The organism is Curtobacterium sp. GC_Cur_3 (genome assembly GCF_026544205.1).
In the GTDB taxonomy this organism is placed as follows: domain Bacteria; phylum Actinomycetota; class Actinomycetes; order Actinomycetales; family Microbacteriaceae; genus Curtobacterium.
In genome coordinates this window covers 15,871-37,762 of the sequence record NZ_JALNUI010000010.1, presented here as the reverse complement: position 1 = coordinate 37,762, position 21,892 = coordinate 15,871, and the positions used below count along the sequence as shown (strand labels likewise).

General features: G+C 72.8%; 20 protein-coding genes. 13 read left to right on the top strand and 7 right to left on the bottom strand.

Features of this window, described 5'->3' with window-relative positions:
- The first annotated feature begins 2 nt into the window (after nucleotides 1–2).
- From OXR63_RS07005 to OXR63_RS06995, 3 genes are all read left to right on the top strand, one after another.
- Nucleotides 3–830, top strand: a complete 828-nt coding sequence (locus OXR63_RS07005) for a purine-nucleoside phosphorylase (RefSeq protein ID WP_267421300.1) — start codon at nucleotides 3–5, stop codon at nucleotides 828–830.
- Nucleotides 827–2,485, top strand: a complete 1,659-nt coding sequence (locus OXR63_RS07000; protein WP_267421298.1) for a phospho-sugar mutase — start codon at nucleotides 827–829, stop codon at nucleotides 2,483–2,485. The genes OXR63_RS07005 and OXR63_RS07000 overlap by 4 nt, the downstream gene beginning before the upstream one ends.
- 512 nt (nucleotides 2,486–2,997) lie before the next feature.
- Nucleotides 2,998–3,609 (top strand): hypothetical protein, encoded by a 612-nt coding sequence (locus OXR63_RS06995; protein ID WP_267421296.1) that lies wholly within the window; start codon nucleotides 2,998–3,000, stop codon nucleotides 3,607–3,609.
- A gap of 97 nt (nucleotides 3,610–3,706) precedes the next feature.
- Here OXR63_RS06995 and OXR63_RS06990 read toward each other — a convergent pair whose 3' ends face one another.
- Nucleotides 3,707–5,482, bottom strand: a complete 1,776-nt coding sequence (locus tag OXR63_RS06990; protein ID WP_267421295.1) for an acetyl/propionyl/methylcrotonyl-CoA carboxylase subunit alpha — start codon at nucleotides 5,480–5,482, stop codon at nucleotides 3,707–3,709.
- Nucleotides 5,483–5,561: 79 nt separating this feature from the next.
- Nucleotides 5,562–6,350, bottom strand: coding sequence for a Maf family protein (locus OXR63_RS06985; RefSeq protein WP_267421293.1), 789 nt, complete (start codon nucleotides 6,348–6,350; stop codon nucleotides 5,562–5,564).
- Nucleotides 6,351–6,364: 14 nt separating this feature from the next.
- Here OXR63_RS06985 and OXR63_RS06980 point away from each other — a divergent pair, with 14 nt between their 5' ends.
- The 4 genes from OXR63_RS06980 (at nucleotide 6,365) to OXR63_RS06965 (ending at nucleotide 10,740) form a co-directional block, all read left to right on the top strand.
- Nucleotides 6,365–7,624: a class I SAM-dependent RNA methyltransferase gene (locus OXR63_RS06980; RefSeq protein ID WP_267421291.1), complete on the top strand. Its 1,260-nt coding sequence runs from the start codon at nucleotides 6,365–6,367 to the stop codon at nucleotides 7,622–7,624.
- A gap of 145 nt (nucleotides 7,625–7,769) precedes the next feature.
- The gene (locus tag OXR63_RS06975; protein WP_267421289.1) at nucleotides 7,770–8,447 is read left to right on the top strand and encodes a response regulator transcription factor; all 678 of its coding nucleotides are present in this window, start codon (nucleotides 7,770–7,772) and stop codon (nucleotides 8,445–8,447) included.
- 14 nt (nucleotides 8,448–8,461) lie between these two features.
- On the top strand, nucleotides 8,462–9,688 hold the full coding sequence (locus OXR63_RS06970) for a sensor histidine kinase (RefSeq protein ID WP_267421287.1): 1,227 nt from the start codon (nucleotides 8,462–8,464) through the stop codon (nucleotides 9,686–9,688).
- The gene (locus OXR63_RS06965) at nucleotides 9,658–10,740 is read left to right on the top strand and encodes a hypothetical protein (RefSeq protein ID WP_267421285.1); all 1,083 of its coding nucleotides are present in this window, start codon (nucleotides 9,658–9,660) and stop codon (nucleotides 10,738–10,740) included. The genes OXR63_RS06970 and OXR63_RS06965 overlap by 31 nt, the downstream gene beginning before the upstream one ends.
- Before the next feature lie 589 nt (nucleotides 10,741–11,329).
- On the opposite strand, the gene OXR63_RS06960 is transcribed toward OXR63_RS06965, so the two are convergent.
- Together OXR63_RS06960 and OXR63_RS06955 are read right to left on the bottom strand one after the other, a co-directional pair.
- The gene (locus OXR63_RS06960) at nucleotides 11,330–11,602 is read right to left on the bottom strand and encodes an acyl-CoA carboxylase subunit epsilon (RefSeq protein WP_267421283.1); all 273 of its coding nucleotides are present in this window, start codon (nucleotides 11,600–11,602) and stop codon (nucleotides 11,330–11,332) included.
- Nucleotides 11,599–13,194: an acyl-CoA carboxylase subunit beta gene (locus OXR63_RS06955; RefSeq protein ID WP_267421282.1), complete on the bottom strand. Its 1,596-nt coding sequence runs from the start codon at nucleotides 13,192–13,194 to the stop codon at nucleotides 11,599–11,601. The genes OXR63_RS06960 and OXR63_RS06955 overlap by 4 nt, the downstream gene beginning before the upstream one ends.
- A 74-nt stretch (nucleotides 13,195–13,268) precedes the next feature.
- On the opposite strand from OXR63_RS06955, the gene OXR63_RS06950 reads away from it, so the two are divergent.
- Genes OXR63_RS06950 through OXR63_RS06940 form a run of 3 tightly spaced genes read left to right on the top strand, consistent with a single transcriptional unit; the run spans nucleotide 13,269 to nucleotide 15,999 of the window.
- A complete protein-coding gene (locus OXR63_RS06950; protein ID WP_267421280.1) occupies nucleotides 13,269–14,117 on the top strand; it encodes a biotin--[acetyl-CoA-carboxylase] ligase in 849 nt (282 codons plus the stop codon).
- A 4-nt stretch (nucleotides 14,118–14,121) separates the two neighbouring features.
- Nucleotides 14,122–14,673, top strand: coding sequence for a PH domain-containing protein (locus OXR63_RS06945; protein ID WP_267421278.1), 552 nt, complete (start codon nucleotides 14,122–14,124; stop codon nucleotides 14,671–14,673).
- 18 nt (nucleotides 14,674–14,691) lie between these two features.
- A complete protein-coding gene (locus tag OXR63_RS06940) occupies nucleotides 14,692–15,999 on the top strand; it encodes a UDP-glucose dehydrogenase family protein (protein ID WP_267421276.1) in 1,308 nt (435 codons plus the stop codon).
- Here the strand turns inward: OXR63_RS06940 and OXR63_RS06935 are convergent.
- Nucleotides 15,996–16,529 carry a GtrA family protein gene (locus OXR63_RS06935; protein ID WP_267421273.1) on the bottom strand — a complete coding sequence of 178 codons (534 nt, stop codon included), beginning with the start codon at nucleotides 16,527–16,529 and terminating at the stop codon, nucleotides 15,996–15,998. The two genes, OXR63_RS06940 and OXR63_RS06935, sit on opposite strands and share 4 nt — an antisense overlap.
- Nucleotides 16,530–16,660: 131 nt before the next feature.
- On the opposite strand from OXR63_RS06935, the gene OXR63_RS06930 reads away from it, so the two are divergent.
- The 3 genes from OXR63_RS06930 (at nucleotide 16,661) to purE (ending at nucleotide 19,808) form a co-directional block, all read left to right on the top strand.
- Nucleotides 16,661–17,797, top strand: coding sequence for a 5-(carboxyamino)imidazole ribonucleotide synthase (locus OXR63_RS06930; protein WP_267421272.1), 1,137 nt, complete (start codon nucleotides 16,661–16,663; stop codon nucleotides 17,795–17,797).
- Nucleotides 17,798–17,922: 125 nt separating this feature from the next.
- Nucleotides 17,923–19,260: a glycoside hydrolase family 6 protein gene (locus OXR63_RS06925; RefSeq protein WP_267421270.1), complete on the top strand. Its 1,338-nt coding sequence runs from the start codon at nucleotides 17,923–17,925 to the stop codon at nucleotides 19,258–19,260.
- 38 nt (nucleotides 19,261–19,298) lie between these two features.
- Nucleotides 19,299–19,808, top strand: a complete 510-nt coding sequence (purE, locus tag OXR63_RS06920; protein ID WP_267421269.1) for a 5-(carboxyamino)imidazole ribonucleotide mutase — start codon at nucleotides 19,299–19,301, stop codon at nucleotides 19,806–19,808.
- Between the two features lie 127 nt (nucleotides 19,809–19,935).
- On the opposite strand, the gene OXR63_RS06915 is transcribed toward purE, so the two are convergent.
- Nucleotides 19,936–20,646 carry a hypothetical protein gene (locus tag OXR63_RS06915; protein WP_267421268.1) on the bottom strand — a complete coding sequence of 237 codons (711 nt, stop codon included), beginning with the start codon at nucleotides 20,644–20,646 and terminating at the stop codon, nucleotides 19,936–19,938.
- Nucleotides 20,647–20,733: 87 nt separating this feature from the next.
- Nucleotides 20,734–21,876 (bottom strand): glycosyltransferase family 4 protein, encoded by a 1,143-nt coding sequence (locus OXR63_RS06910; protein WP_267421267.1) that lies wholly within the window; start codon nucleotides 21,874–21,876, stop codon nucleotides 20,734–20,736.
- Between the last annotated feature and the right edge of the window lie 16 nt (nucleotides 21,877–21,892).

The window sequence follows — 21,892 nt, the reverse complement described above, 5'->3', positions numbered from 1 at the left end:
CCATGGCCAGCACGAACCCGCTCAACGACCCCTCCGTCGACCCGTTCGACGTCGCCCGTGACGCTGCGGCGGTGATCGCCGAGCAGTCCGGCATCGACCGCCACGACGTCGCCCTGACGCTCGGGTCCGGGTGGGGCAAGGCCGCCGACCTCATCGGCGAGACCGTCTCCGAGATCCCGGCGTCGGACGTCCCCGGGTTCAGCGCGTCGGCGGTCCCCGGACACTCCGGCACGGTGCGCTCGATCCGCCTCGCGGACGGTCGGCACGCCCTGGTGATCGGTGCGCGCACGCACTACTACGAGGGCCACGGCGTGCGTCGGGTCGTGCACAGCGTGCGGACCGCCGCGGCGACCGGTGCCACGACGATGGTGCTCACGAACGGCGCCGGCGGCATCAAGGAGTCCTGGACGCCCGGCACCCCCGTGCTCATCAGCGACCACATCAACCTGACGGCGGACAGCCCGCTCGAGGGCGCCACCTTCATCGACCTGACGGACCTGTACTCGGCACGGCTCCGGGCGATCGCCAAGCAGGTGGACCCGTCCCTCGACGAGGGCGTCTACACGCAGTTCCGCGGCCCGCACTACGAGACCCCGGCCGAGGTCCAGATGGCCAAGGCGATCGGCGGGCACATCGTCGGCATGTCCACCGCGCTCGAGGCCATCGCGGCCCGACAGGCGGGCATGGAGGTCCTCGGGTTCTCCCTCATCACGAACCTGGCCGCCGGCATCCAGACGACGCCGCTGTCCCACGCCGAGGTGCTCGAGGCCGGCCGCATCGCCGAGCCCGTGATCGCGGACCTGCTCGCCCGGGTGGTGGCGGCGCTGTGAGCCACTCCACTGGGACGCTCGACGTCGCGCGTGCTTGGCTGGTGCAGGACCCCGACCCGGAGACCCACGACGAGCTGCACGCCGCCGTCACGGCCGCCGAGAGCGGGGACGCCACCGCGCTCGCGCAGCTCGACGAACGCTTCGACGGACGGCTGCAGTTCGGCACCGCCGGGCTCCGCGCCGAGCTCGGGTGGGGACCGCTGCGGATGAACCGCGTGGTCGTCACGCAGGCGGCCGCCGGGCTCGCCCGGTTCCTCATCGAGACCGGTCGGCAGCGCAGCGTCGTGATCGGCTACGACGGCCGCGTCAACTCGGACGTCTTCGCCCGTGACTCGGCCGAGGTCATGCGCGGCCTCGGGCTCGACGTCACCCTGCTGCCGAGCGCCCTGCCCACCCCCGTGCTGGCGTTCGCCGTGCGCCACCTGGGGGTCGGCGCCGGGGTCATGGTCACCGCGAGCCACAACCCGCCGCGGGACAACGGCTACAAGGTCTACCTGGGCGGCGAGGACGACGGCTCCCAGATCGTGCCGCCGGTCGACGCCGAGATCGCCGCCGCGATCGACGCCGTCGCTGCGGGCTCGATCACCGACCTGCCCCGCGGGACCGATCACACCGTCGCGGACACCACCCTCGTCGAGGCCTACGTGGCCGCCACGGCCGCGACCGTCGGCGCACCGGCACTCCCGGCCGCCGAGCAGCCCTCCGTGGTCTACACGGCCATGCACGGCGTCGGGTGGCAGACCGCGAAGGCCGTGTTCGCCGCGGCCGGGTTCGCCGAGCCCGCGGTCGTCCCCGAGCAGATCGACCCGGACGGCGCGTTCCCCACGGTGGCGTTCCCGAACCCGGAGGAGCCCGGTGCGATGGACCTGGCGATCGCCCGCGGTATCGAGGTCGGCGCGGACCTCGTCATCGCGAACGACCCCGACGCCGACCGCCTGGCGCTGGCGATCCCGTCCGGCGACTCCTACCGCCGGCTCTCCGGCAACGAGGTCGGGTGGCTCCTCGGCTGGCGTGCCGCTGCACGGGCGGCCGATGCCGGTCAGACCGGCACGCTGTCGGCGTCGATCGTGTCGTCGCCCGCGCTGGCACGGGTCGCGGCGCGCTACGGCCTGCAGCACCGGGACACCCTGACGGGCTTCAAGTGGGTCTCCCGCGTGCCCGACCTGCTGTTCGGGTACGAAGAGGCGCTCGGGTACCTCGTCGACCCGCAGGTCGTCCGCGACAAGGACGGCATCTCGGCGGCGCTGTCGCTGCTCGACCTCGCGACGGAGCTCGCGGCGTCCGGGTCGACCATCGCCGACCAGCTCGATGCCTTCGCCGCCGAGTTCGGGGCGTTCGCGTCCGGGCAGGTCGCCACCCGCGTGGACGACCTCGCGCGCATCGGGGAGGTCATGGCCGCGCTGCGCTCCTCGCCGCCGACCACCCTCGGGCCGCTCGACGTCCTCGAGACGACGGACTACGCCGCCGGCGTGCAGGGCTTCCCGCCGTCGGACATCCTGCGCTACGACCTCAGCGGCGACGCCCGGGTCATCGTGCGCCCGAGCGGGACCGAGCCCAAGGTGAAGGTCTACATCGACACCGTGGCCGCGACCTCCGCCGAGGCCCAGTCCCTCGTCGAGGCCCTCGCCGAAGCGATCCGCCCCCGCGTCTCGTAGCCGCGGCGGTCCTGCTCGCAACACACCACGAAACGGACGCAGCACCGCGTACAGACGCGGTGCTGCGTCCGTTTCGTGGTGCTGCGCGCTCGTGCTCCTCCACAGCGACCAGCACGGCGGACTGCGTCCACTGATCCGCACTCTGAGCCGCTCGGCCGACCTGTGTTCGCGAACCTGTCCGCATGGAATCGCTTGACCTGACCTTCTCCGCCCCCGATCCGGCAGCCGCGAGAGCGCTCCGACGTCTCCGGTCCGACGACCAGCACATACGGGTCGCGCACGGCGTCTCCGTCGATCGCCGGGCGTTCGAGCAGGCCGACGGCCGGACGCGGCACCGGGCACGTATCGATGCGGTGCTCGCACGGAGCCGCGCCGGCTTGATCGTGTCCCACGCGTCAGCTGCTGTCCTGCACGACCTCCCGTGGTTCGGGCCGTGGCCAGACCGTCCGACCGTGCTCGCTCCAGACCGTGACCACGCACAACGACTCCGGTTCTGCGACAAGGTGCCGGGGATGGGACGCGCACTCAGCACGTGCACCGTGGACGGCGTCGAGACGACCGACCTCGTGTCCACCGCCGTCGACATCGCGCTCCGCTTCGACCGAGGGCACGCGCTCGTGGTGCTCGACGAGGTCCTGGCCCGGGGCGTGCCGCGTGACGAGCTCCTCGCGGAGCTCGACGTCAGGCCGACGAAGCGGAACGCGGCGAGAGCGCGCCGGATGATCGAGCTGGCTGACGGCGCGTCGGAGTCGGTCGGCGAGAGCCTCGGGCGACTCGTCATGCACGACCTTCGTCTGCCGGCTCCGGTCCTGCAGCACGAGTTCCGTGGCGAACCGGGCTGGCGCGCTCGGGTGGACTACTGGTTCCCGGACCACGGAGTCGTCGTGGAGTTCGACGGCATGGTCAAGTACCGCGACCGAGCACTCCGGAAGGGTCGCATGGTGGAGCAGGTCGTCATCGACGAGAAGCTCCGCGAGGACCGACTGCGTGGTGTGTCGGAGGTCCGTGGGCTCGGTCGGATCACCTGGCACGACGTCCTGCCTGGCGGGATGGCGCCGACGACGCTGCGGCGGGCCGGGCTTCCCGTGCTCCGCGGTGTGGATCGGACCCCGAGTTGGCGCTGAACTGCGAAACGGACACTGCACCACACGATCGCGCGGTGCAGTGTCCGTCGCGTGGTGCAGTGCGATCCGGACGGCGCCGCGAGGGAGCCCGCCCGCCCTACGCGAGCTCGAGCAGGACGTGGCCGGACGAGATCGTCTGGCCGACGGGGGCGTCGAGCGCCGTGACGACGCCGTCCTTGTGGGCCTGCACGGGCTGTTCCATCTTCATGGCCTCGAGCACGACGAGCAGGTCGCCCTTCACCACGGTGTCACCCTCGGCGACCGCGAGCTTCACCACGGTGGCCTGCATCGGCGACGTCACGGACGACCCCGACGCGACGCGCCCGCCCTTCACACCCGAGGAGCGACGACGAGGGGGAGCGGACGGACCGGCCGGACGACGGCCAGCCGCGGCGGCGCCACCGACGATCGCGGGCATCGTGACCTCGATGCGCTTCCCCTGGACCTCGACCACGACGGTGTCGCGGTCACCGGGCGTCGGCAGCTCCTCGGGGGAGCCGCTCCACGGCGGGATGTCGTTGACGAAGTCGGTCTCGATCCACTGCGTGTAGATGCTGAACGGCTCGTCGTCAGCCGTCGCGAACGCCGGGTCCGAGACGACCGCACGGTGGAAGGGCAGCACGGTGGGCAGCCCGGTGACCTCGAACTCGGCGAGTGCCCGACGTGCGCGCTCCAGGGCCTCGGTGCGGGTGGCGCCGGTGACGATGAGCTTCGCGAGCATGGAGTCGAACGACCCGGAGACGACGTCGCCGGACACGACGCCCGAGTCGACGCGGACACCGGGGCCGGACGGCGCGTTGAACACGTGCACGGGGCCGGGTGCGGGGAAGAAGTTGCGGCCGGCGTCCTCGCCGTTGATGCGGAACTCGAACGAGTGTCCGCGCGGCGTCGGGTCGGCGTAGTCGAGCACGCCGCCCTCGGCGATGCGGAACTGCTCGCGGACCAGGTCGATGCCGGTGACCTCCTCGGACACGCAGTGCTCGACCTGCAGGCGGGTGTTGACCTCGAGGAACGACACGGTGCCGTCGGCCCCGATGAGGAACTCGCAGGTGCCGGCGCCGACGTAGCCGACCTCGCGGAGGATCGCCTTCGAGGAGCTGTAGAGCAGCTCCTGCTGTGCCTCGGTGAGGTACGGCGCGGGGGCCTCCTCGACGAGCTTCTGGTGCCGACGCTGCAGCGAGCAGTCGCGCGTGGACACGACGACGACGTTGCCGTGCGCGTCGGCCAGGCACTGGGTCTCGACGTGCCGCGGCTTGTCGAGGTACTTCTCGACGAAGCACTCGCCGCGACCGAAGGCGGCGATGGCCTCGCGCGTGGCGGACTCGAACAGCTCGGGGATGGACGCACGGTCCCGCGCGACCTTGAGCCCACGACCGCCGCCGCCGAACGCGGCCTTGATCGCGACGGGCAGCCCGACCTCGTCGGCGAACGCGACGACCTCGGAGACGTCCTGCACGGGCTCGATGGTCCCGGGGGCGAGCGGCGCGCCGACCTTCTCGGCGACGTGGCGCGCGGAGACCTTGTCGCCGAGGCGCTCGATGGACTCGGGCGACGGGCCGATCCAGACCAGCCCGGCGTCGAGCACGGCGCGGGCGAAGTCGGCGTTCTCGGCGAGGAAGCCGTAGCCCGGGTGCACGGCGTCGGCGCCGGACCGTCGGGCGACGGACATGATCTTGTCGATGACCAGGTACGTGTCGGCACTCGTGGTGCCGTTCAGCGCGTAGGCCTCGTCGGCGAGGCGGGCGTGGAGCGCGTCACGGTCCTGGTCGGCGTAGACCGCGACCGAGGCCTTGCCAGCATCGCGGGCCGCACGGATGATGCGGACGGCGATCTCGCCGCGGTTCGCGATGAGGACCTTGCTGATACGGGGCATGACACATCAGCGTATTCGCGGAGGCGCAGACGGAATTGAGCGGCATCCACAACAAAGCACCGGAAAAGCAGGCGGATGTCTACAGTGCCCAGAAGTCGTGCCAGGAGACCCCGAAGCCCCGCAGCAGCATCGACCGGAGCACCGGGAGCGACAGTCCGACCACGGCCGACGGCGCGCCGTCGATGCGCGTGATGTACGCCGCCGCTCGTCCGTCGATGGTGAACGCCCCCGCGACCTCGAGGGGCTCACCCGTCGCCACGTACGCGTCGATCTCCTCCGGGGACACGTCGTCGGCGAAGGTCAGCACCGCGCTGTCCACGGCGACCACGTGGTCACCGTCCACGACGAGTGCCGACCCGCCCGGGGCGACGGGACCGAGCGACGCCACGGGACCCAGCGCGGACACGGGGCCGGCCACGTCCCGGACTGGAGGCTCGGTGCGGGCCCGCCCCGACCCTCCCGGCCCGTCCATGGTGCCTTCAAGACCGCGTCGCCGGTCGACGACGCAGTGGCCGCTCCACAGCGTGCCGCCGCCGGCGGCGAGCATCTGCCGCCAGCGCTCCCGGGCCACCTCCGGGTCGTGGGGCTTGCCGTACAGGCGCCCGTCGACCTCGAACGCGGAGTCGCCACCGAAGACGAAGCCGTCCACCGGGGAGCCGGCGACCGCCGCGTCGGCGACCGCGTCGGCCTTGGCGACGGCGAGGAGCGCGACGAGCTCAGGACCGGTGAGCTCGCGGCCGAGCGCGTCGCGGGCAGCAGCGGCCGCGGCGTCCTCGTCGACCCCGGGTGCGACGAGCACCGGCTCGATCCCGGACTGGGCGAGGAGTGCTCGGCGGGCGGGGGAGGTACTCGCGAGGTACAGACGCATGGGAACATCGAACCATGGGTGAATCCGTCGGAACGCTGCTCGAACTCGACGTCACCGGGATCGCCCACGGCGGCATCTCGGTGGCACGGCACGAGGGGCGCGTGGTGTTCGTCTCGGACGCGATCCCGGGGGAGACCGTCGTCGCCCGCGTGACCGAGGACCGGAAGAAGTCGTTCTGGCGCGCGGACACCGTCAGCGTGACGACGCCGAGCGAGCACCGGGTGGACCACGTCTGGCCCGAGGCCGCGCTCGACCGTGACCCCGCCGAGCGACCCGGTGGTGCGGAGTTCGGCCACATCGCCCTCGCCCACCAGCGCACCCTGAAGCACGACGTGCTCCTCGACTCCTTCTCGCGGTTCGCCCACGTCGACCTGACGGAGGTCCTCGGCCGGGACGTCGTCGTCGAGGCCGCACCCGGCGACGACGCCGCCAACGGCCTCGGCTGGCGCACCCGCGTCCGGCTGCACGTCGACGAGGACGGCACCGCCGGTCCCTTCGCCGCCCGCTCGCACACGGTCGTCCCCGTGACGGGGCTGCCGCTCGCGACGGCCACCGTGCAGGAGAGCGCCCCGCTCGCCCGCGGGGCCATGCCCGGTGCGTCGGTCCTCGACGTCCTCGCGCCGAGCGGCTCCGAGGGCGCACGCCTCGTCGTCGACGAGCAGGCACCGACCGCCGTCACCGAGGTCGTCGGGAACCGGACCTTCACCGTCGACGACACCGGCTTCTGGCAGGTCCACCGCGCCGCCGCTGCCGTGCTGACCGAGGCCGTCCAGGACCTCGTCGACCGTGACCGCCTCGACGCCGACGGCATCCACCTCGACCTCTACGGCGGCGTCGGCCTGCTCGCGGCGGCCGTCGGTGACCTCGTCGGCCCGAAGGCCCGTCTGACCAGCGTCGAGAGCGCCGGTCGGGCGACCGAGCACGCGCAGGAGAACCTCGCGGAGTGGATCGGGGCCCGCGCCGAGCCCGGGCGCGTCGACCGCTGGCTCGCCCGCACCGTGCAGACGGCGTCGCGCAGCGAGCTCGACCGCTACCGTGCCGGCACCGTCGTGCTCGACCCGCCGCGCTCCGGCGCCGGTCGCGAGGTCGCCGTGCAGATCGCCGCGCTGCAGCCCGCGCAGGTCGTCTACGTCGCCTGCGACCCCGTCGCACTGGCCCGCGACGTGGCCACGTTCGCCGACCTCGGGTACCGTCTCGAGGCCCTCCGCGCCTTCGATCTCTTCCCGCACACGCACCACATGGAGGCCGTGGCGCGGCTGGTCCCGGTCGCGTAGCGCACACTGTGTGTGGCGACATCTGAACCTGGGTCCGACCTGGGTATCCTGGTCGTCGTTGGCAACTCGGTTTCAGGGGCCGGGTGTCATCGGATGAGAGGGCATCGTGGCTGCAGACACCATCACCACAGCAGGAACGACCGACGTGAGCACGAGGCCCGTGCGCGTCGCGATCGTGGACGACCACGAGTCCGTGCGGCTCGGGATCCAGGCAGCGTGCCAGAACGAGGGCTTCGAGGTCGTGCTCACCGCGGCCAGCGTGCCCGAGTACATCGCGAACCTCGACTCGCGTGAGGTCGACGTCGTCGTGCTCGACCTGTCGCTCGGCGACGGGTCCACGGTGACCGAGAACGTGAAGGGCGTGCAGGGGACCGGTTCAGCTGTCCTCGTGCACAGCATCGCCGACCGCGTCGCGAACGTCCGGGAAGCACTGGCGGCAGGGGCCGCCGGGGTCATCCCGAAGTCGTCAGCGACGAAGACCGTGATGGCCGCCGTCGCGACCGTCGCCCGCGGGGACGTGCTCAACAACCTCGAGTGGGCGAGCGCCATCGACGCGGACCGGGACTTCGCCAAGGCGCAGCTCGGCCGCCGCGAGCGGGAGATCCTGCACCTCTACGCATCGGGACTGCCGCTCAAGCTCGCCGCGCAGCAGCTCGGCATCGGCTACTCGACCGCGCGCGAGTACCTCGACCGCATCCGCGTGAAGTACGTCGAGGTCGGTCGCCCCGCCCCGACGAAGGTCGACCTGCTCCGCCGCGCGGTGGAGGACGGCATCCTGCCGGGGCTCGACTCCGGCGTCGACCCGGACGCCGACAACCGCTGACGGCGTCCGCGTCGATGACGAACGAGGTCGCACCGTTCGGTGCCGACCCGGCGCGGAGCGTCCGGGCGACCGTGTCCCAGGCGTCGGTCGAGCGCGCCTTCGCGATCCTGCTCGCCGTCTTCGCGATCGGGTTCGGGCTCGCGAACGCGATGCACGTGGCCGAGCAGCTGCCGTACCTCGACCCGGTATGGGGCGTCGTGGTGCCGTCGGTGCTCGCCGCGGCCTTCTTCCTGGTCGGGGCCTCCGTCTTCGTGCAGCGCCTGGTCCAGCCCGCGCAGATCACCACCGCGGTGCTGTTCCTCGTCGCGCTCGTCGCCTGGCCGTTCACGGTCGTGGGGTCGATCCCGCCGGACCAGCCGCCGTGGCCGTGGTGGCTGTGCAACATCGGCACGATCGCCGCTGCCATGGGGTTCGCCACGTGGCGTGCGACCATCTACAACGCCGTCGTGCCGGTGGCGTACGTCATCATCCGGCTGAGCCCGGGCGGGGGAGACGTCGGGGTGACGAAAGCCGTGCTGGAGGGCGTGAACATCGGCATCCTCGGCGGGGCTGCCCTCGTGCTCATCGTGATGCTCCGTCGTGCCGCCGCGTCGGTCGACTCGGCGCAGGCGACCGCGGTACGTCGGTACTCGCTCGCCATCCGCGAGCACGCCACCGAGGTCGAGCGTGTGCAGGTCGACGCGATCGTGCACGACAGCGTCCTCACGACGCTGCTCTCCGCCGCCCGGGCCGACACCCCGGAGGCGACGACGCTCTCCGCCCGGATGGCACGGAACGCGCTCGACCACCTCGCCGCCGCGGCCGCCGACGGTCCCGGTGAGGTCCCCCCGGTGCTCCTGCCCGAGCTCCGCGTGCGGATCGCTGACGCGGTGGCGTCCCTGGCGGCCCCGGTCCGGGTGGACGGCGGTCCGCTCGGGCAGACCACCCTGCCGGCGGCGGCGGCCGACGCCATCGCCTCGGCCGCGCTGCAGGCGGCGGTGAACAGCGTCCAGCACGCCGGCGACGGGGTCTCGCGCTGGATCACCGTCGACGAGGTGGCGGGTGCCGTCGTCCGGGTCGAGGTCGCCGACGACGGCTCCGGCTTCGACGTCGACGCGATCCCCGCGGAGCGCCTGGGCGTCCGGCGGTCGATCATCGAGCGCGTGGCCTCGGCCGGCGGCCTCGCCGAGATCCGGACGGCACCGGGGAGTGGGACGCGCATCGTCCTCACGTGGCCGGCACCTGCGGCGGTGAGCGCGTGAAGGTCTCGGTCCCGGCGGGCGTCGCGACGGGGCTCGCCGCGCTGTTCTCGCTCTACCACCTGCTCCTCGCGACGACGACGCTGTTCTGGGTCGGGAACGTCGGTCCCGTCGTCGCGTGCATGGTGCTCTACGCCGCGGCGACCGGTACGGCCCTGTTCGTCCGTGGGTCCGCGCTGCCGGTGTGGGCCGCGTGCTTCTCGCTGGCGACGGCGATCATGATGCCGCTCGTCGCGGCTCCGGTGTCGCCCGCGGACGCCGGGACGGGGCAGGCCAACGGCACGTGGTGGGTCGCCGCCGTCGGCACGCTCATGGTCATCCTCGTCGTCCGGCAGCGCGCTCCGTTCGCCTGGGTCGGTGTGCTGGTCCTCGCGGTGACCACGCTGTCCTGGGCGGGGATCGGGGCGCTCGGCGACCTCGGGGTGCTCGGCAGCGTCTCGTGGGTCGTCATCGCCACGGCGTTCACCGCCGCGATGAACCGGGCCACCCGCATCCAGCGCGACTTCATCCGTGCCGAGCAGGAGACCGTCGACTGGCAGGCGGCGCAGGACGCCCACGTCTTCGAGCGGCAGTTCCGCCTGAGCCAGACCACGCGGATGGCGCGGCCGATGCTGCAGCGGATCATCGACTCGTGCGGTGGACTGACCGACGACGAGCGCACCGAGTGCCTGCACCTCGAGCAGGCCATCCGCGACGAGATCCGCGGCCGTTCGCTGCTCTCCGACGACGTGCGCGACGAGGTCATGCGGCTGCGTCGGCGCGGTGCCGTGGTGCAGCTCCACGACGACGGCGGGCTCGACGAGCTCGAGGTCGACGACCTCCGTCGCATCCACAGCGAGCTCGCCGACGCGCTGCGACAGGCTCACGACGCCGACAACGTCATCGTCCGCACGGTCCCCGAGGGTGCCGAGGCCGCCGTCACGGTGGTCGGGCTGCGGCTCGACCTCGCCGCGAGCGAGTCCGCGGCGCTCGGTGCCGGGCTCGACGACGAGGACGACGACGATGACTCGGCCGTCGCCGTGTGGCTCGAGATCCCCCGGCACGAGACCGTCTGACGCGGAAGTCGCGACGACATGGTCGTCGTCGTACGACAGCGACGGTGTCGCGACGGCCTGGAGGCTCGGGTCGGCTCCGCCTCGTCGGGCGCCCTGGCACGCGCGCCGCCGACTCAGGACGACAAGGTCGAGGTCGTACGACAGCGACGGTGTCGTTCCGAGTCGGGGCGGGAGCTGCGAGGGGGACACGCGCCCACCGCGCGACGAACGGCCGCGGGGCACGAACGCCCCCGGAAACGGGGAACGGGCCGGTCGAGAGACTCGACCGGCCCGTTCACGACCCGAGGCAGAGCGGCAACCCGAATGTCGCCCTGGCTCGCAACGACCAGTGGCGTCGTACCCTAGTCGGCCACTGATCGACGATGTTCTTCTGGGAAGGACACCGAACACTGATTACTATGCCTGCTGCCACGCCTCGTGTCAGTCGTCATTATGGGGGACAATTCCTGCCGGTTCTGTCCGCATCGGCGTTTCGTGCCCCCCAGTCGAGGGGTGCGGGTGTGCGGAAGTGCACGCTGCAACGCGGATACCGGAGGGTACGCGAGGGGTACAACCAGGGCGGTTGCCGTCCCCCGGGGGCGCATCCGGGTCAGCGGAGGGACCGTGACCACGCTCCGGGGCCGTGGGGCAGCGGACCGCGGAGGCCGCGCGCGGCGGACTCCCACCCGACCCGGGGGGACACCTCGACGCGTGCGGGACCCGCTGCAGCCGCCTGGTCGGCCTGGTGCTGGAGCACGGCGACGACGGCGGCGAGCTCCTCCGGTGTGGGGTCACCGGCGACGACACGGACGTCCGGGACAGCACGGACGTCGGCGACGGCACCGACGTCGCCGGCCGCCGCTCCGGGCTTCGCCCCCGTCACAGGGGGATGTTCCCGTGCTTCTTGGGCGGCAGCGTCGCGCGCTTGCCCCGGAGCGCCCGGAGCGCCTTGATGACGGAGACGCGGGTGGCGTGCGGCTGGATGATGCCGTCGAGCTCGCCGCGTTCGGCCGCCAGGTACGGCGAGGCCACGTTGTACGTGTACTCGTTCGCCAGGCGGGAGCGCACGGCGGCGACGTCCTCGCCAGCGTCCTCGGCGCGCTTGATCTCCGACCGGTACAGGATGTTCACCGCGCCCTGACCACCCATCACGGCGATCTCGGCGGTCGGCCACGCCAGGTTGATGTCGGCGCCGAGCTGCTTCGAGCCCATCACGATGTACGCGCCGCCGTAGGCCTTGCGGGTGATGACGGTGACGAGCGGGACGGTGGCCTCGGCGTAGGCGTACAGGAGCTTGGCGCCGCGGCGGATGACCCCGGTCCACTCCTGGTCGGTGCCGGGCAGGTACCCGGGCACGTCGACGAGGGTCAGGATCGGGATGCCGAACGCGTCGCAGAACCGGACGAAGCGCGCGGCCTTCTCACCGGCGTCGATGTTCAGCGTGCCGGCCATCGCCTGCGGCTGGTTCGCGATGATGCCGACCGTGCGGCCCTCGACCCGGCCGAAGCCGATGAGGATGTTCGGCGCGAAGAGCGGCTGGACCTCGAGGAAGTCCCCGTCGTCGACCACGTGCTCGATGATCTGGGTGACGTCGTACGGCTGGTTCGTGGAGTCCGGGATGACGAGGTCGAGCTCGCGGTCGGCGTCGGTGGTCTCGAGCTCGGGGGCGACGTCGTACGCGGGGGCGTCGGAGAGGTTGTTGTCCGGCAGGAACCCGATGAGCGACCTCGCGTAGTCGAGCGCGTCGGACTCGTCGTCGGCCAGGTAGTGCGCGACGCCGGAGATCGCGTTGTGTGTCTGGGCGCCGCCGAGCTCCTCGAAGCCGACGTCCTCGCCCGTGACGGTCTTGATGACGTCGGGGCCGGTGACGAACATGTGGCTGGTCTTGTCGACCATGATCACGAAGTCGGTCAGCGCGGGGGAGTAGACCGCGCCGCCGGCGGCCGGCCCCATCACGATCGAGATCTGCGGGATGACCCCGGAGGCCGCGGTGTTGAGGCGGAAGATCTCGCCGTACTTGCCGAGCGCGACCACTCCCTCTTGGATGCGGGCACCGCCGGAGTCGAGGATGCCGATGATCGGCACGCCCGTCTTCAGGGCGTGCTCCATCACCTTGATGATCTTCTCGCCGGCGACCTCGCCGAGGGAGCCGCCGAAGACGGTGAAGTCCTGCGCGTACACGGCGACCTGGCGGCCGTGGATCGTGCCGAAGCCGGTGACGACCGCGTCGCCGTAGGGCCGCTTGGCCTCCATGCCGAAGGCGTGGGTGCGGTGCCGGACGAACTCGTCGAGCTCGACGAAGGAGTTCTCGTCGAGGAGCTGCGCGATCCGCTCGCGCGCCGTCGTCTTGCCCTTGGCGTGCTGCTTCGCGATGGCGGCTTCGCCCGCTGCGGTCACGGCTTCGTGGTACCGCACGCGGAGGTCGGCGAGCCGGCCGGCCGTCGTGGAGAGATCGGGGGTGTCACCTTGAGTCACCCGCTCACCCTACCGGCGTGCCGAGACCGGGCCGTTGGAGGACCCGCACGGTTCCTGCCCGTACATTTGCACGCATGTCCACACCCGAACTCCCGCGTTCCCGCGCCGTCGTCGCGTCCTCGGGAGCGGTCCTCGACATCCGGCAGTCCACCGGGTCGACCAACGCCGACCTGCTGCAGGCAGCGTCCGGCCTGCCGGACCGCAGCGTCGTCGCGACGCTCGACCAGACGGCCGGTCGCGGCCGTCTCGACCGCTCGTGGACCGCGCCGACCGGGCAGACCCTCGCCGCCAGCGTCCTGGTGCGCGCCGACCTCACCGACCGCGACCGCGGCTGGCTGCCGCTCGTGGCGGGCGCAGCGATGCGCGACGCCGTGCTCGCGGCCCTGGAGCCGACACCTGAGGACCGGGCCGACGGGGCGGACGCGAGTCGGGCCTCCCGTCCGCATGGGACGGAACGGGTGCTCGTGAAGTGGCCCAACGACGTCCTGGTCGACGGCCGCAAGGTCTGCGGGATCCTCTGCCAGGTCGCGGACGACGGTGCGGTCGTCGTCGGGGCCGGCGTGAACCTCACCATCCCGGCCGACGCGCTGCCGACGCCGAACGCGACCTCGCTCCTGGCGGCCGGCGCGACCGGTGACGCGGCCGACCTGGCAGACGCGGTCCTGTCCGGCTTCCTCACGGGCGTCCGGGAGGCCGTGGTCGCCCTGACGACGGGCGGTGCGGACGCCGACGCGGTCCGGTCGCACGTCCGGGCCGTCTGCGGCACCATCGGCGCGCGGGTCCGCCTGGAGCTGCCGGACGGCAGCGTCGTCGAGGCGGACGCCACCGGGATCGACGACGACGGCCGCATCACGATCCGGGATCGAGACGGTGTGAGCAGGGGCGTCGCCGTCGGGGACGTCACCCACCTGCGGTATGCATGACGCCATGACCGCCGAGCCCCCGCCAGAACGCGTCGTCGCGCGGCTGCGGCCGCACGCGCGGAGCCTGGTGCGCCCGGCGGTCTTCGTCGTGCTCGTGGCCGCTGCCGGTGGCTTCGGGTTCGGCGTGTTCCGGGCGCAGTACGCGTGGGTGAACGCCGTGATCGCGGTCCTCGTCCTCGCGCTCGTCCTGGTCGGCGGCGTCGTGCCGCTCGTCCGGTGGATGACCCGCCGCTACGTGGTCACCACCCGGCGGCTGGTCGTCGTGCACGGCCTCGGCACCAGGACCCGGCGGGAGCTGCTGCACTCGCGCGGGTACGACGTGACCGTGCGGCGCCGCGGACTGCAGGGGCTGTTCCGCTCCGGGGACGTGCTCGTGTTCCCCGGGGACGACCCGGCCGTGGTGCTCGCCGACGTGCCCCACGCGGACCTGGTCGTCGCCGTGCTGCACGACATGGTGGAGGCCCACGAGGCCCGGCGGCGCCACCGCGAACCGGACTGGGACGAGATCGTCGGCGGACCCGACCGGCCGTCGTGGGGCGACGTGCACCGCCGGTAGTTCCGGTACCGTCTTCCCGTGCGTATCTCTGTCATCGGCTGCGGGTACCTCGGTGCCGTGCACGCCGCCTCCATGGCCAAACTCGGACACGAGGTCGTCGCGGTCGACGTCGACCCGGTGAAGATCGAGCGGCTCGCCGCCGGCGACGCCCCGTTCTTCGAACCGGGACTCCCCGAGATCCTCGCGGAGGCGATCGGGTCCGGGCGGATCCGCTTCACCACGGACATGTCCGAGGTCGCCGGGGCCCGCGTGCACTTCGTCGCCGTCGGCACCCCGCAGGGCCCGACCGGCGCCGCCGACCTGACGTACGTCGACGCCGCCGTGGCCGCGCTGACGCAGTACGTGGCCGCGGACGAGTTCGTCGTCGGCAAGTCCACCGTCCCCGTGGGCACCGCCGCCCGCCTGGCGGCGTCCCTGTCCGAGGCCGTGCCCGGCGCGACGCTCGTCTGGAACCCCGAGTTCCTCCGCGAGGGCTTCGCCGTGCAGGACACCATCTCCCCGGACCGCCTGGTCTACGGCGTGCCGTCGGGTGCCGCGGGCGAGTCCGCCGTCGCCGCCCTCGACGAGGTCTACGCCACGACCCTGGCCGAGGGGACCCCACGCCTGGTGGTCGACCTGGCCACCGCCGAGCTCGTCAAGGTCAGCGCGAACGCGTTCCTGGCGACGAAGATCTCCTTCATCAACGCGATGGCCGAGATCGCCGAGGTCGTCGGTGCCGACGTCACGGCGCTCGCCGACGCCATCGGGCACGACGCCCGCATCGGTCGGAAGTTCCTGAACGCCGGCCTCGGGTTCGGCGGCGGGTGCCTGCCGAAGGACATCCGCGCGTTCCAGGCCCGGGCGACCGAGCTCGGCGTGGGGGAGTCGCTCGCGTTCCTGGCCGACGTCGACGCCATCAACCTGCGGCGTCGCGCGCACGTCGTCACCCTCGCCGAGGAGCTGCTCGGGGGCGACGTCACCGGCAAGCACGTGGCCGTCCTCGGGCTCGCCTTCAAGCCGAACTCGGACGACGTCCGCGACTCCCCGGCGCTCGACATCACCGCACGGCTGCACGAGCTCGGCGCCGTCGTGTCGGCGTACGACCCCGAGGCGAACGGCACCGCCGCCCGCATCCACCCCGAGGTCCACTACGTCGACATCGCGGACGAGGCACTCCGTGGCGCCGACCTGGTGCTCGTGCTGACCGAGTGGAACGCGTTCCGCGAGCTCGACCCGACCGTGGTCGCCGGTCTCGTGCAGAACCCGGTCGTGGTCGACGGCCGGAACTGCCTGGACCGCGACGCCTGGACCGCCGCCGGCTTCACGGTGCGCGGGATGGGCCGCTAGCCGACGAGCGTCCGCTCGGGGCCCCGGTCGGCCTCGCGCGGGTCGTCCTGGTCGGCTTCGGGCGGGTCGTCCTGGTCGGCTTCGCGCCCGGAGTCGTGACCGGCGTCCCGGTCGGGGCGGTACACCCACACCCGGTAGAGCCAGAACCGGAACGCGGTGCCGAGGACCAGGCCGATGACGTTGCCGGAGACGGTGTCAGCGAACGCGGAGGTGAACCCGAGCACGTAGTGGGACACCGCGAGGCAGCCGATCGAGATCGCCAGGCCGCCGAGCGACACCACGACGAACTCGACACCCTCCTTCGCCGTGGCCGACCGCCGCTGGTCGCGGAAGGTCCAGTGCCGGTTGCCCACCCAGTTGACGAAGATCGCCACGGCCGTCGAGATCACCTTGGCGATGACCGGTCCGGCGGCCACGTCCTCGGGCCGCAGCACCGTCGCGAGGAGCACGTTGAAGAGCACGGTGTCGACGACGAAGCCGACCGCGCCGACGACGCCGAAGCGGGCCAGCTGTGCGATGAGACGCCGCACCTGTCCTCCTGGGTCCGTAGAGTTGACGCTGGCCGACCGGAGTGGACGGCAGGGATCGCCGCGGCGACCTCGAGAACTGTAGACGGGCGCTCCTCCGGTCAACCCGGAGCAGTGCGGAAGGAACGTTCAGGATGACCTTGCGCGTCGGCGTGATCGGTGGCGGACAGCTGGCCAGGATGATGGTGCCGGCGGCGGTCGAGCTCGGGATCGACATCCGGGTGCTCGCCGAGGGGCCGGGCATGTCCGCGGCCATCGCGGCCACGGCGGAGGGCGACTACCACGACGTCGACACGGTCCTGGCCTTCGCGCGGGACGTCGACGTCGTCACGTTCGACCACGAGCACGTGCCGCAGGACGTGCTCCGTGCCCTCGTCGACGCCGGGGTCGCCGTGCGTCCGGGCCCGGCACCCCTCGCGGTCGCGCAGGACAAGATCACCATGCGGACCCGACTCACCGAACTCGGTCTTCCGGTGCCGGACTGGGCGTCCGTGCACGACCCCGACGAGCTGCGCGCGTTCATCGCGGACCACGGCGGTCGCGCGGTCGTGAAGACGCCCCGCGGGGGCTACGACGGCAAGGGCGTGCGGGTCGTGTCCGACCCGGCCGAGGTCGAGGACTGGTTCACCGCCGTCGCCGAGTCCGGCAGCGAGCAGGCGCTCCTCGCCGAGGAACTCGTCAGCTTCACCCGTGAGCTCGCGCAGTCCGTGGCCCGGCGACCGTCCGGCGAGATCGTCGCGTGGCCCCTCGTCGAGACCATGCAGCGCGACGGCGTGTGCGCCGAGGTCATCGCCCCCGCGCCCGACAGCGCCGGCCGGATCGCCGACCTCGCCGAGTCGATCGCGGTGCGGGTGGCGGAGGAGCTCGGCGTGACGGGCGTCCTCGCGGTGGAGCTCTTCCAGACCGACGACGAGCGGATCCTCGTCAACGAGCTCGCGATGCGGCCGCACAACACCGGGCACTGGTCCATCGACGGCGCGACGACGAGCCAGTTCGAGCAGCACCTGCGGGCCGTGCTCGACCTGCCGCTCGGCGCGACGGGCATGAACGCACCGACCGCGGTCATGGTGAACGTGCTCGGGGGCCCCGCCGACGGTGACCTCGCCGCGCGGTACCCGGGGGCGCTCGCCGCCTTCCCCGAGGCGAAGTACCACTTCTACGGCAAGGCGCCGCGCCCCGGTCGGAAGATCGGCCACGTCACGGTCACCGGCGAGGACGTCGACGACGTCGTGTACCGCGCTCGTTCGGCGGCGTCGCACTTCGACGACTGAGCGCCCGGCGACGGTGACGCCCCGCCGCTGACACCCCGTCGGGTGCCACCCGGACTGGCGCTGGTTGCACGATGCACCGCGTGGTGCCATGGAGGGTCAGCACCGGACCAGCCAGGGGGCCACGCATGCGCACCACCACGTTCTTCGCTGCCGCGATGGCACTCGCAGCGGTGGTCGGTGGCGTGCTCCAGCCGGGGACCGCGGGCCCGGCGGTCGCCGCCACCTCCGCGGCGGAGGTCCGCGCCCGCTCCTCGGCGCAGCTGTTCGGCACCGGCCAGTACGTCTCGCCCACGAGCGAGGCCGCGAAGAGCGCCGCGGCACTCCGCACGAGCGACCCGGCGGGCTCGGCCGCGGCTGCCGCCATCGCGCGGTGGCCCGTCGCGACCTGGCTCGGCGAGTGGACGACGGGCACGACATTGACGAAGACGATCACGGCCGCGACCGACGGCGCCGCCGCGACCGGCACGACGGCGGTGCTCGTCACGTACGCGATCCCGGACCGGGACTGCGGTGGCTACTCGGCCGGCGGCTTCGACGAGACCTCCTACGACGCCTGGGTCGACCAGGTCGTGCGCCTGGTGGCGGGCAAGCGCGTCGCGGTCGTCGTCGAACCGGACTCCCTCGCCATGCTCGGCGACCCGCGGTGCACCGCGGCGCTCGGGCAGCAGCGCTCGCGCATCCTCGCCCGTGAGGTCGCGGCCTTCACCGCGGCCGGGGTGCCCGCCTACCTCGACGCCGGCAACTCGAACTGGGTGCAGCCGGCCACCATGGCGGCCCGCCTCGAGGCTGCCGGGGTCCGTTCGGCGCGCGGCTTCTTCACGAACGTCGCGAACTACTACCCGACCGCGCGCGAACAGGCGTACGCGGAACAGGTCTCGGCCCTGACCGGTGACTCCCACTACGTCATCGACACCTCGCGCAACGGCACCGGATGGCACGGCACGTGGTGCAACGCTCCGGGCGCAGGACTCGGCACGTCGCCGCGGGTCGTCACCGACGGCACCGGACTCGACGCGCTGCTCTGGGTGAAGACCCCGGGCGCGAGCGACGGCACGTGCAACGGCGGCCCTGCTGCGGGGAAGTGGTACTCGGCGTACGCGCAGGCACTCGTGGCGAACGCCGCGCTCGGGACGCCGACGCCGGCCACCGCCCCCGTCGGGCGCATCGACCAGGTCGTGTCGTCGTCCACCCGCCGGGTCACGGTGCGCGGCTGGGCGTTCGACGGCGACGCCACGACGACGCCCGTCACCGTGTCCGTCACGATCGGGAAGTCCACCGTCGCACGGTTCGCCGCGTCGGCGCGCCGGTCCGACGTCGCTCGGGCGCACGGTGTCGGGGCCGCCCACGGGTACGCGACGACCATCGCGGTGCCGTCGGGGAAGCGGACCGTGTGCGTCACCGCGACCGGCCTCGGCGCCGGGGGCGACACCGCGCTCGGGTGCCGCACCGTCACCGTCCGCTGACCCGGTCCCACCACCGCCCTGCCGCTAGGCTCGGCGTCGTGACCGACCAGAACGCACCCGCCCCGCTCGTCTCGATCATCATGGGGTCCGACTCCGACTGGCCCACCATGCGCGCCGCGGCGGACATCCTCACCGAGCTCGGCATCCCGTTCGAGGCCGACGTCGTGTCGGCCCACCGCACACCCGACAAGATGATGCGCTTCGGTCGGGCGGCCGCGGGTCGCGGCGTGCGCGTCGTGATCGCCGGTGCCGGCGGTGCCGCGCACCTGCCCGGCATGGTCGCGTCCGTGACGACGCTGCCGGTCATCGGGGTCCCCGTGCAGCTCGCACGCCTGGACGGTCTGGACTCCCTGCTGTCCATCGTCCAGATGCCCGCCGGGATCCCGGTGGCGACGATGGCGATCAACGGGGCAGCGAACGCGGGGCTGTTCGCCGCCCGCATCATCGGCTCGTCCGAGCCCGCCGTCGCCGCCCGCCTGGCCGAGTACGCCGCCGGCCTCGAGCAGGTCGTCGAGGGCAAGGCGCAGGCACTCCGCGACGCCCTCTGAGCGCAGCGGGGCCCGCATTCCGCGGAGTCCGGCACGCACGACACCGGTGTCCGGCAGTCGCACCGCGGGAGCTCGCGGCGCGGAGCACGAACACCGGTGTCTTGCGGATCCGGTGCGCGGGACCCGGTCAGGAGGCCGTGGCCGCGCCCGTCAGGCCGTTGACCGTCACCGAGCGTGCTGCGCCGGACACCGTGACCGACGCGGTCCAGGTCGGTGCGGCCCGGGTCCCGCCGAGCTGCAGGGACGTGAGCGTGCCGGACACCGCCGACGTCGCGGCCTTCGCCGCAGCCGCGGCGTCGACCTTGAGTCCGGCGGCGCGCGCTGCGTTCGCGGTCTTCGTCGCGGCGTCGGAGTCCTTCGGGAACGGACCGGAGGTCACGCGTCCCAGGGTCGCGGACACGACGGACTGCGTGAGGGAGCCGTCCGGACCGGCCACCACCACCGTCCAGTTGTCGCCCGAGCCGGTGAGCGAAACCACGGTCCCACCGCCGGCCGCGGCGACGCCCTGCTGGGTGACGGCGGCGTAGTCCACCGTGTCCGGGGCGTCGGCCCCGCTGCCGTTGCCGGTGCCCTGACCGGCGCCGTCGTCGTCGGAGCCGCTCGGGTCGTCCGAGGGGGCCGGTGCCGGAGCCGGGGCTGTGGTCGTGCTCGCGCTCGGGGCCGTCGTCGGGGTCGGCGTGCGCGTCGGGGTCGGCGTGGGTGACGCGGTCCGCGTGGCTGTCGCGCTGCGGGTGGGCTCGGGGGCGTCGGAGCCGGAGCACGCGGTGAGGAGCGCGGTCGTTCCGATCGCGATCACGATCGAGGCTGTGAGGACCGTGGACGGGTGACGACGTGTCATGTGCTCGATCCTGACAGTCGCCGCGGTCTGCTCCTGGCAGGACACGGCGCGGTGGACTGATCGATGCCGACCCGTGATCGGCCGTGTTCAGAGGTCCGCGTGGAGCTGCCAGGTCTCGAGGGCGGAGTCGCGCCAGTCGAACATCCGGGCACGGTCCGGTCCGGCGATCGCGAGCTGGCCGGCGAGGTGGGCGTCGTTGACGACCTGGTACATCGCCTGGGCGAGTCGTTCCGGGTAGCCCTCGCGCGGGTTCCTGGCGACGCAGACGCCGGCGTCGGAGGCGACCTCCCGGACGGCGTCGTCGTCCGAGTGGATGACGGGCGTGCCGAAGCTCATGGCCTCGATCACGGGCAGCCCGAAGCCCTCGGCGAGGCTCGGGAAGACGAAGACCGTCGCACGGTCGTACGCCACGGCGAGGTCGGCGTCGTCGATCCGGCCGAGGACCTTCACCCGCTCCGGGGCGAGGCCAGCGCGCTCGGCGGCGGTGTCCACGTCGACGTCACCCCAGCCGTCCGGACCGGCGATGACGAGGGGGACGTCCTTCGGGGCGGCGGGGTGCGCCATCGCCTCGATCAACGCGGTCAGGCCCTTCCGAGGCTCGAGCGTGCCGACCGCCAGGACGTAGCGCTCCGGCAGACCGAGCCGCTCGGCGCGGAGGTCGGCGTCGACCGGCACGCGGAGTCGACCGCTCGGGGCGCCGCCGATGACACGGAGCCGGTCGTCGAACCGCCGGATCTCGTTGAGCTGCGCGGCCACGGCGTGCGTCGGCACGACCACGGCGTCGGCGTACCGGAAGGCACGCTTCACCATCGCCTTGTGGAAGTGCACCCCGCGCGGGGTCAGGGTCTCCGGGTGGGTCCACGGCACCGTGTCGTGCACCGTGACGACGGTCTGTCGACCGGGCTCCTGGAAGCGGTTGTGCCCGACGAGCGGCGCGAGGACGCTCGGGGCGTGGACCATGCCGTGGGAAGCGCCGCGCGCCATGCCGGCCTGCCAGGCGAGCGAGAGCTCGCGGCGGGGGAGCGCCAGGCGGTCGAGTCCGGCGAGTCCGGGCAGCAGGGTCCGCAGGTGCTGGACGTCCTGCTGGGTCACGGCCGAGACGACCGCCTCGACGTCGCACCCCGCCGGCGCGGTCGCGATGAGCTGCCGGGTGAGTTCCTCCGCGTAGCGGCCGATGCCGCCGGGGACCGGGGCGACCACCTGGTCGACGATCACGCGGAGAGTGGTCATCTGGCGGAGCTCCTCG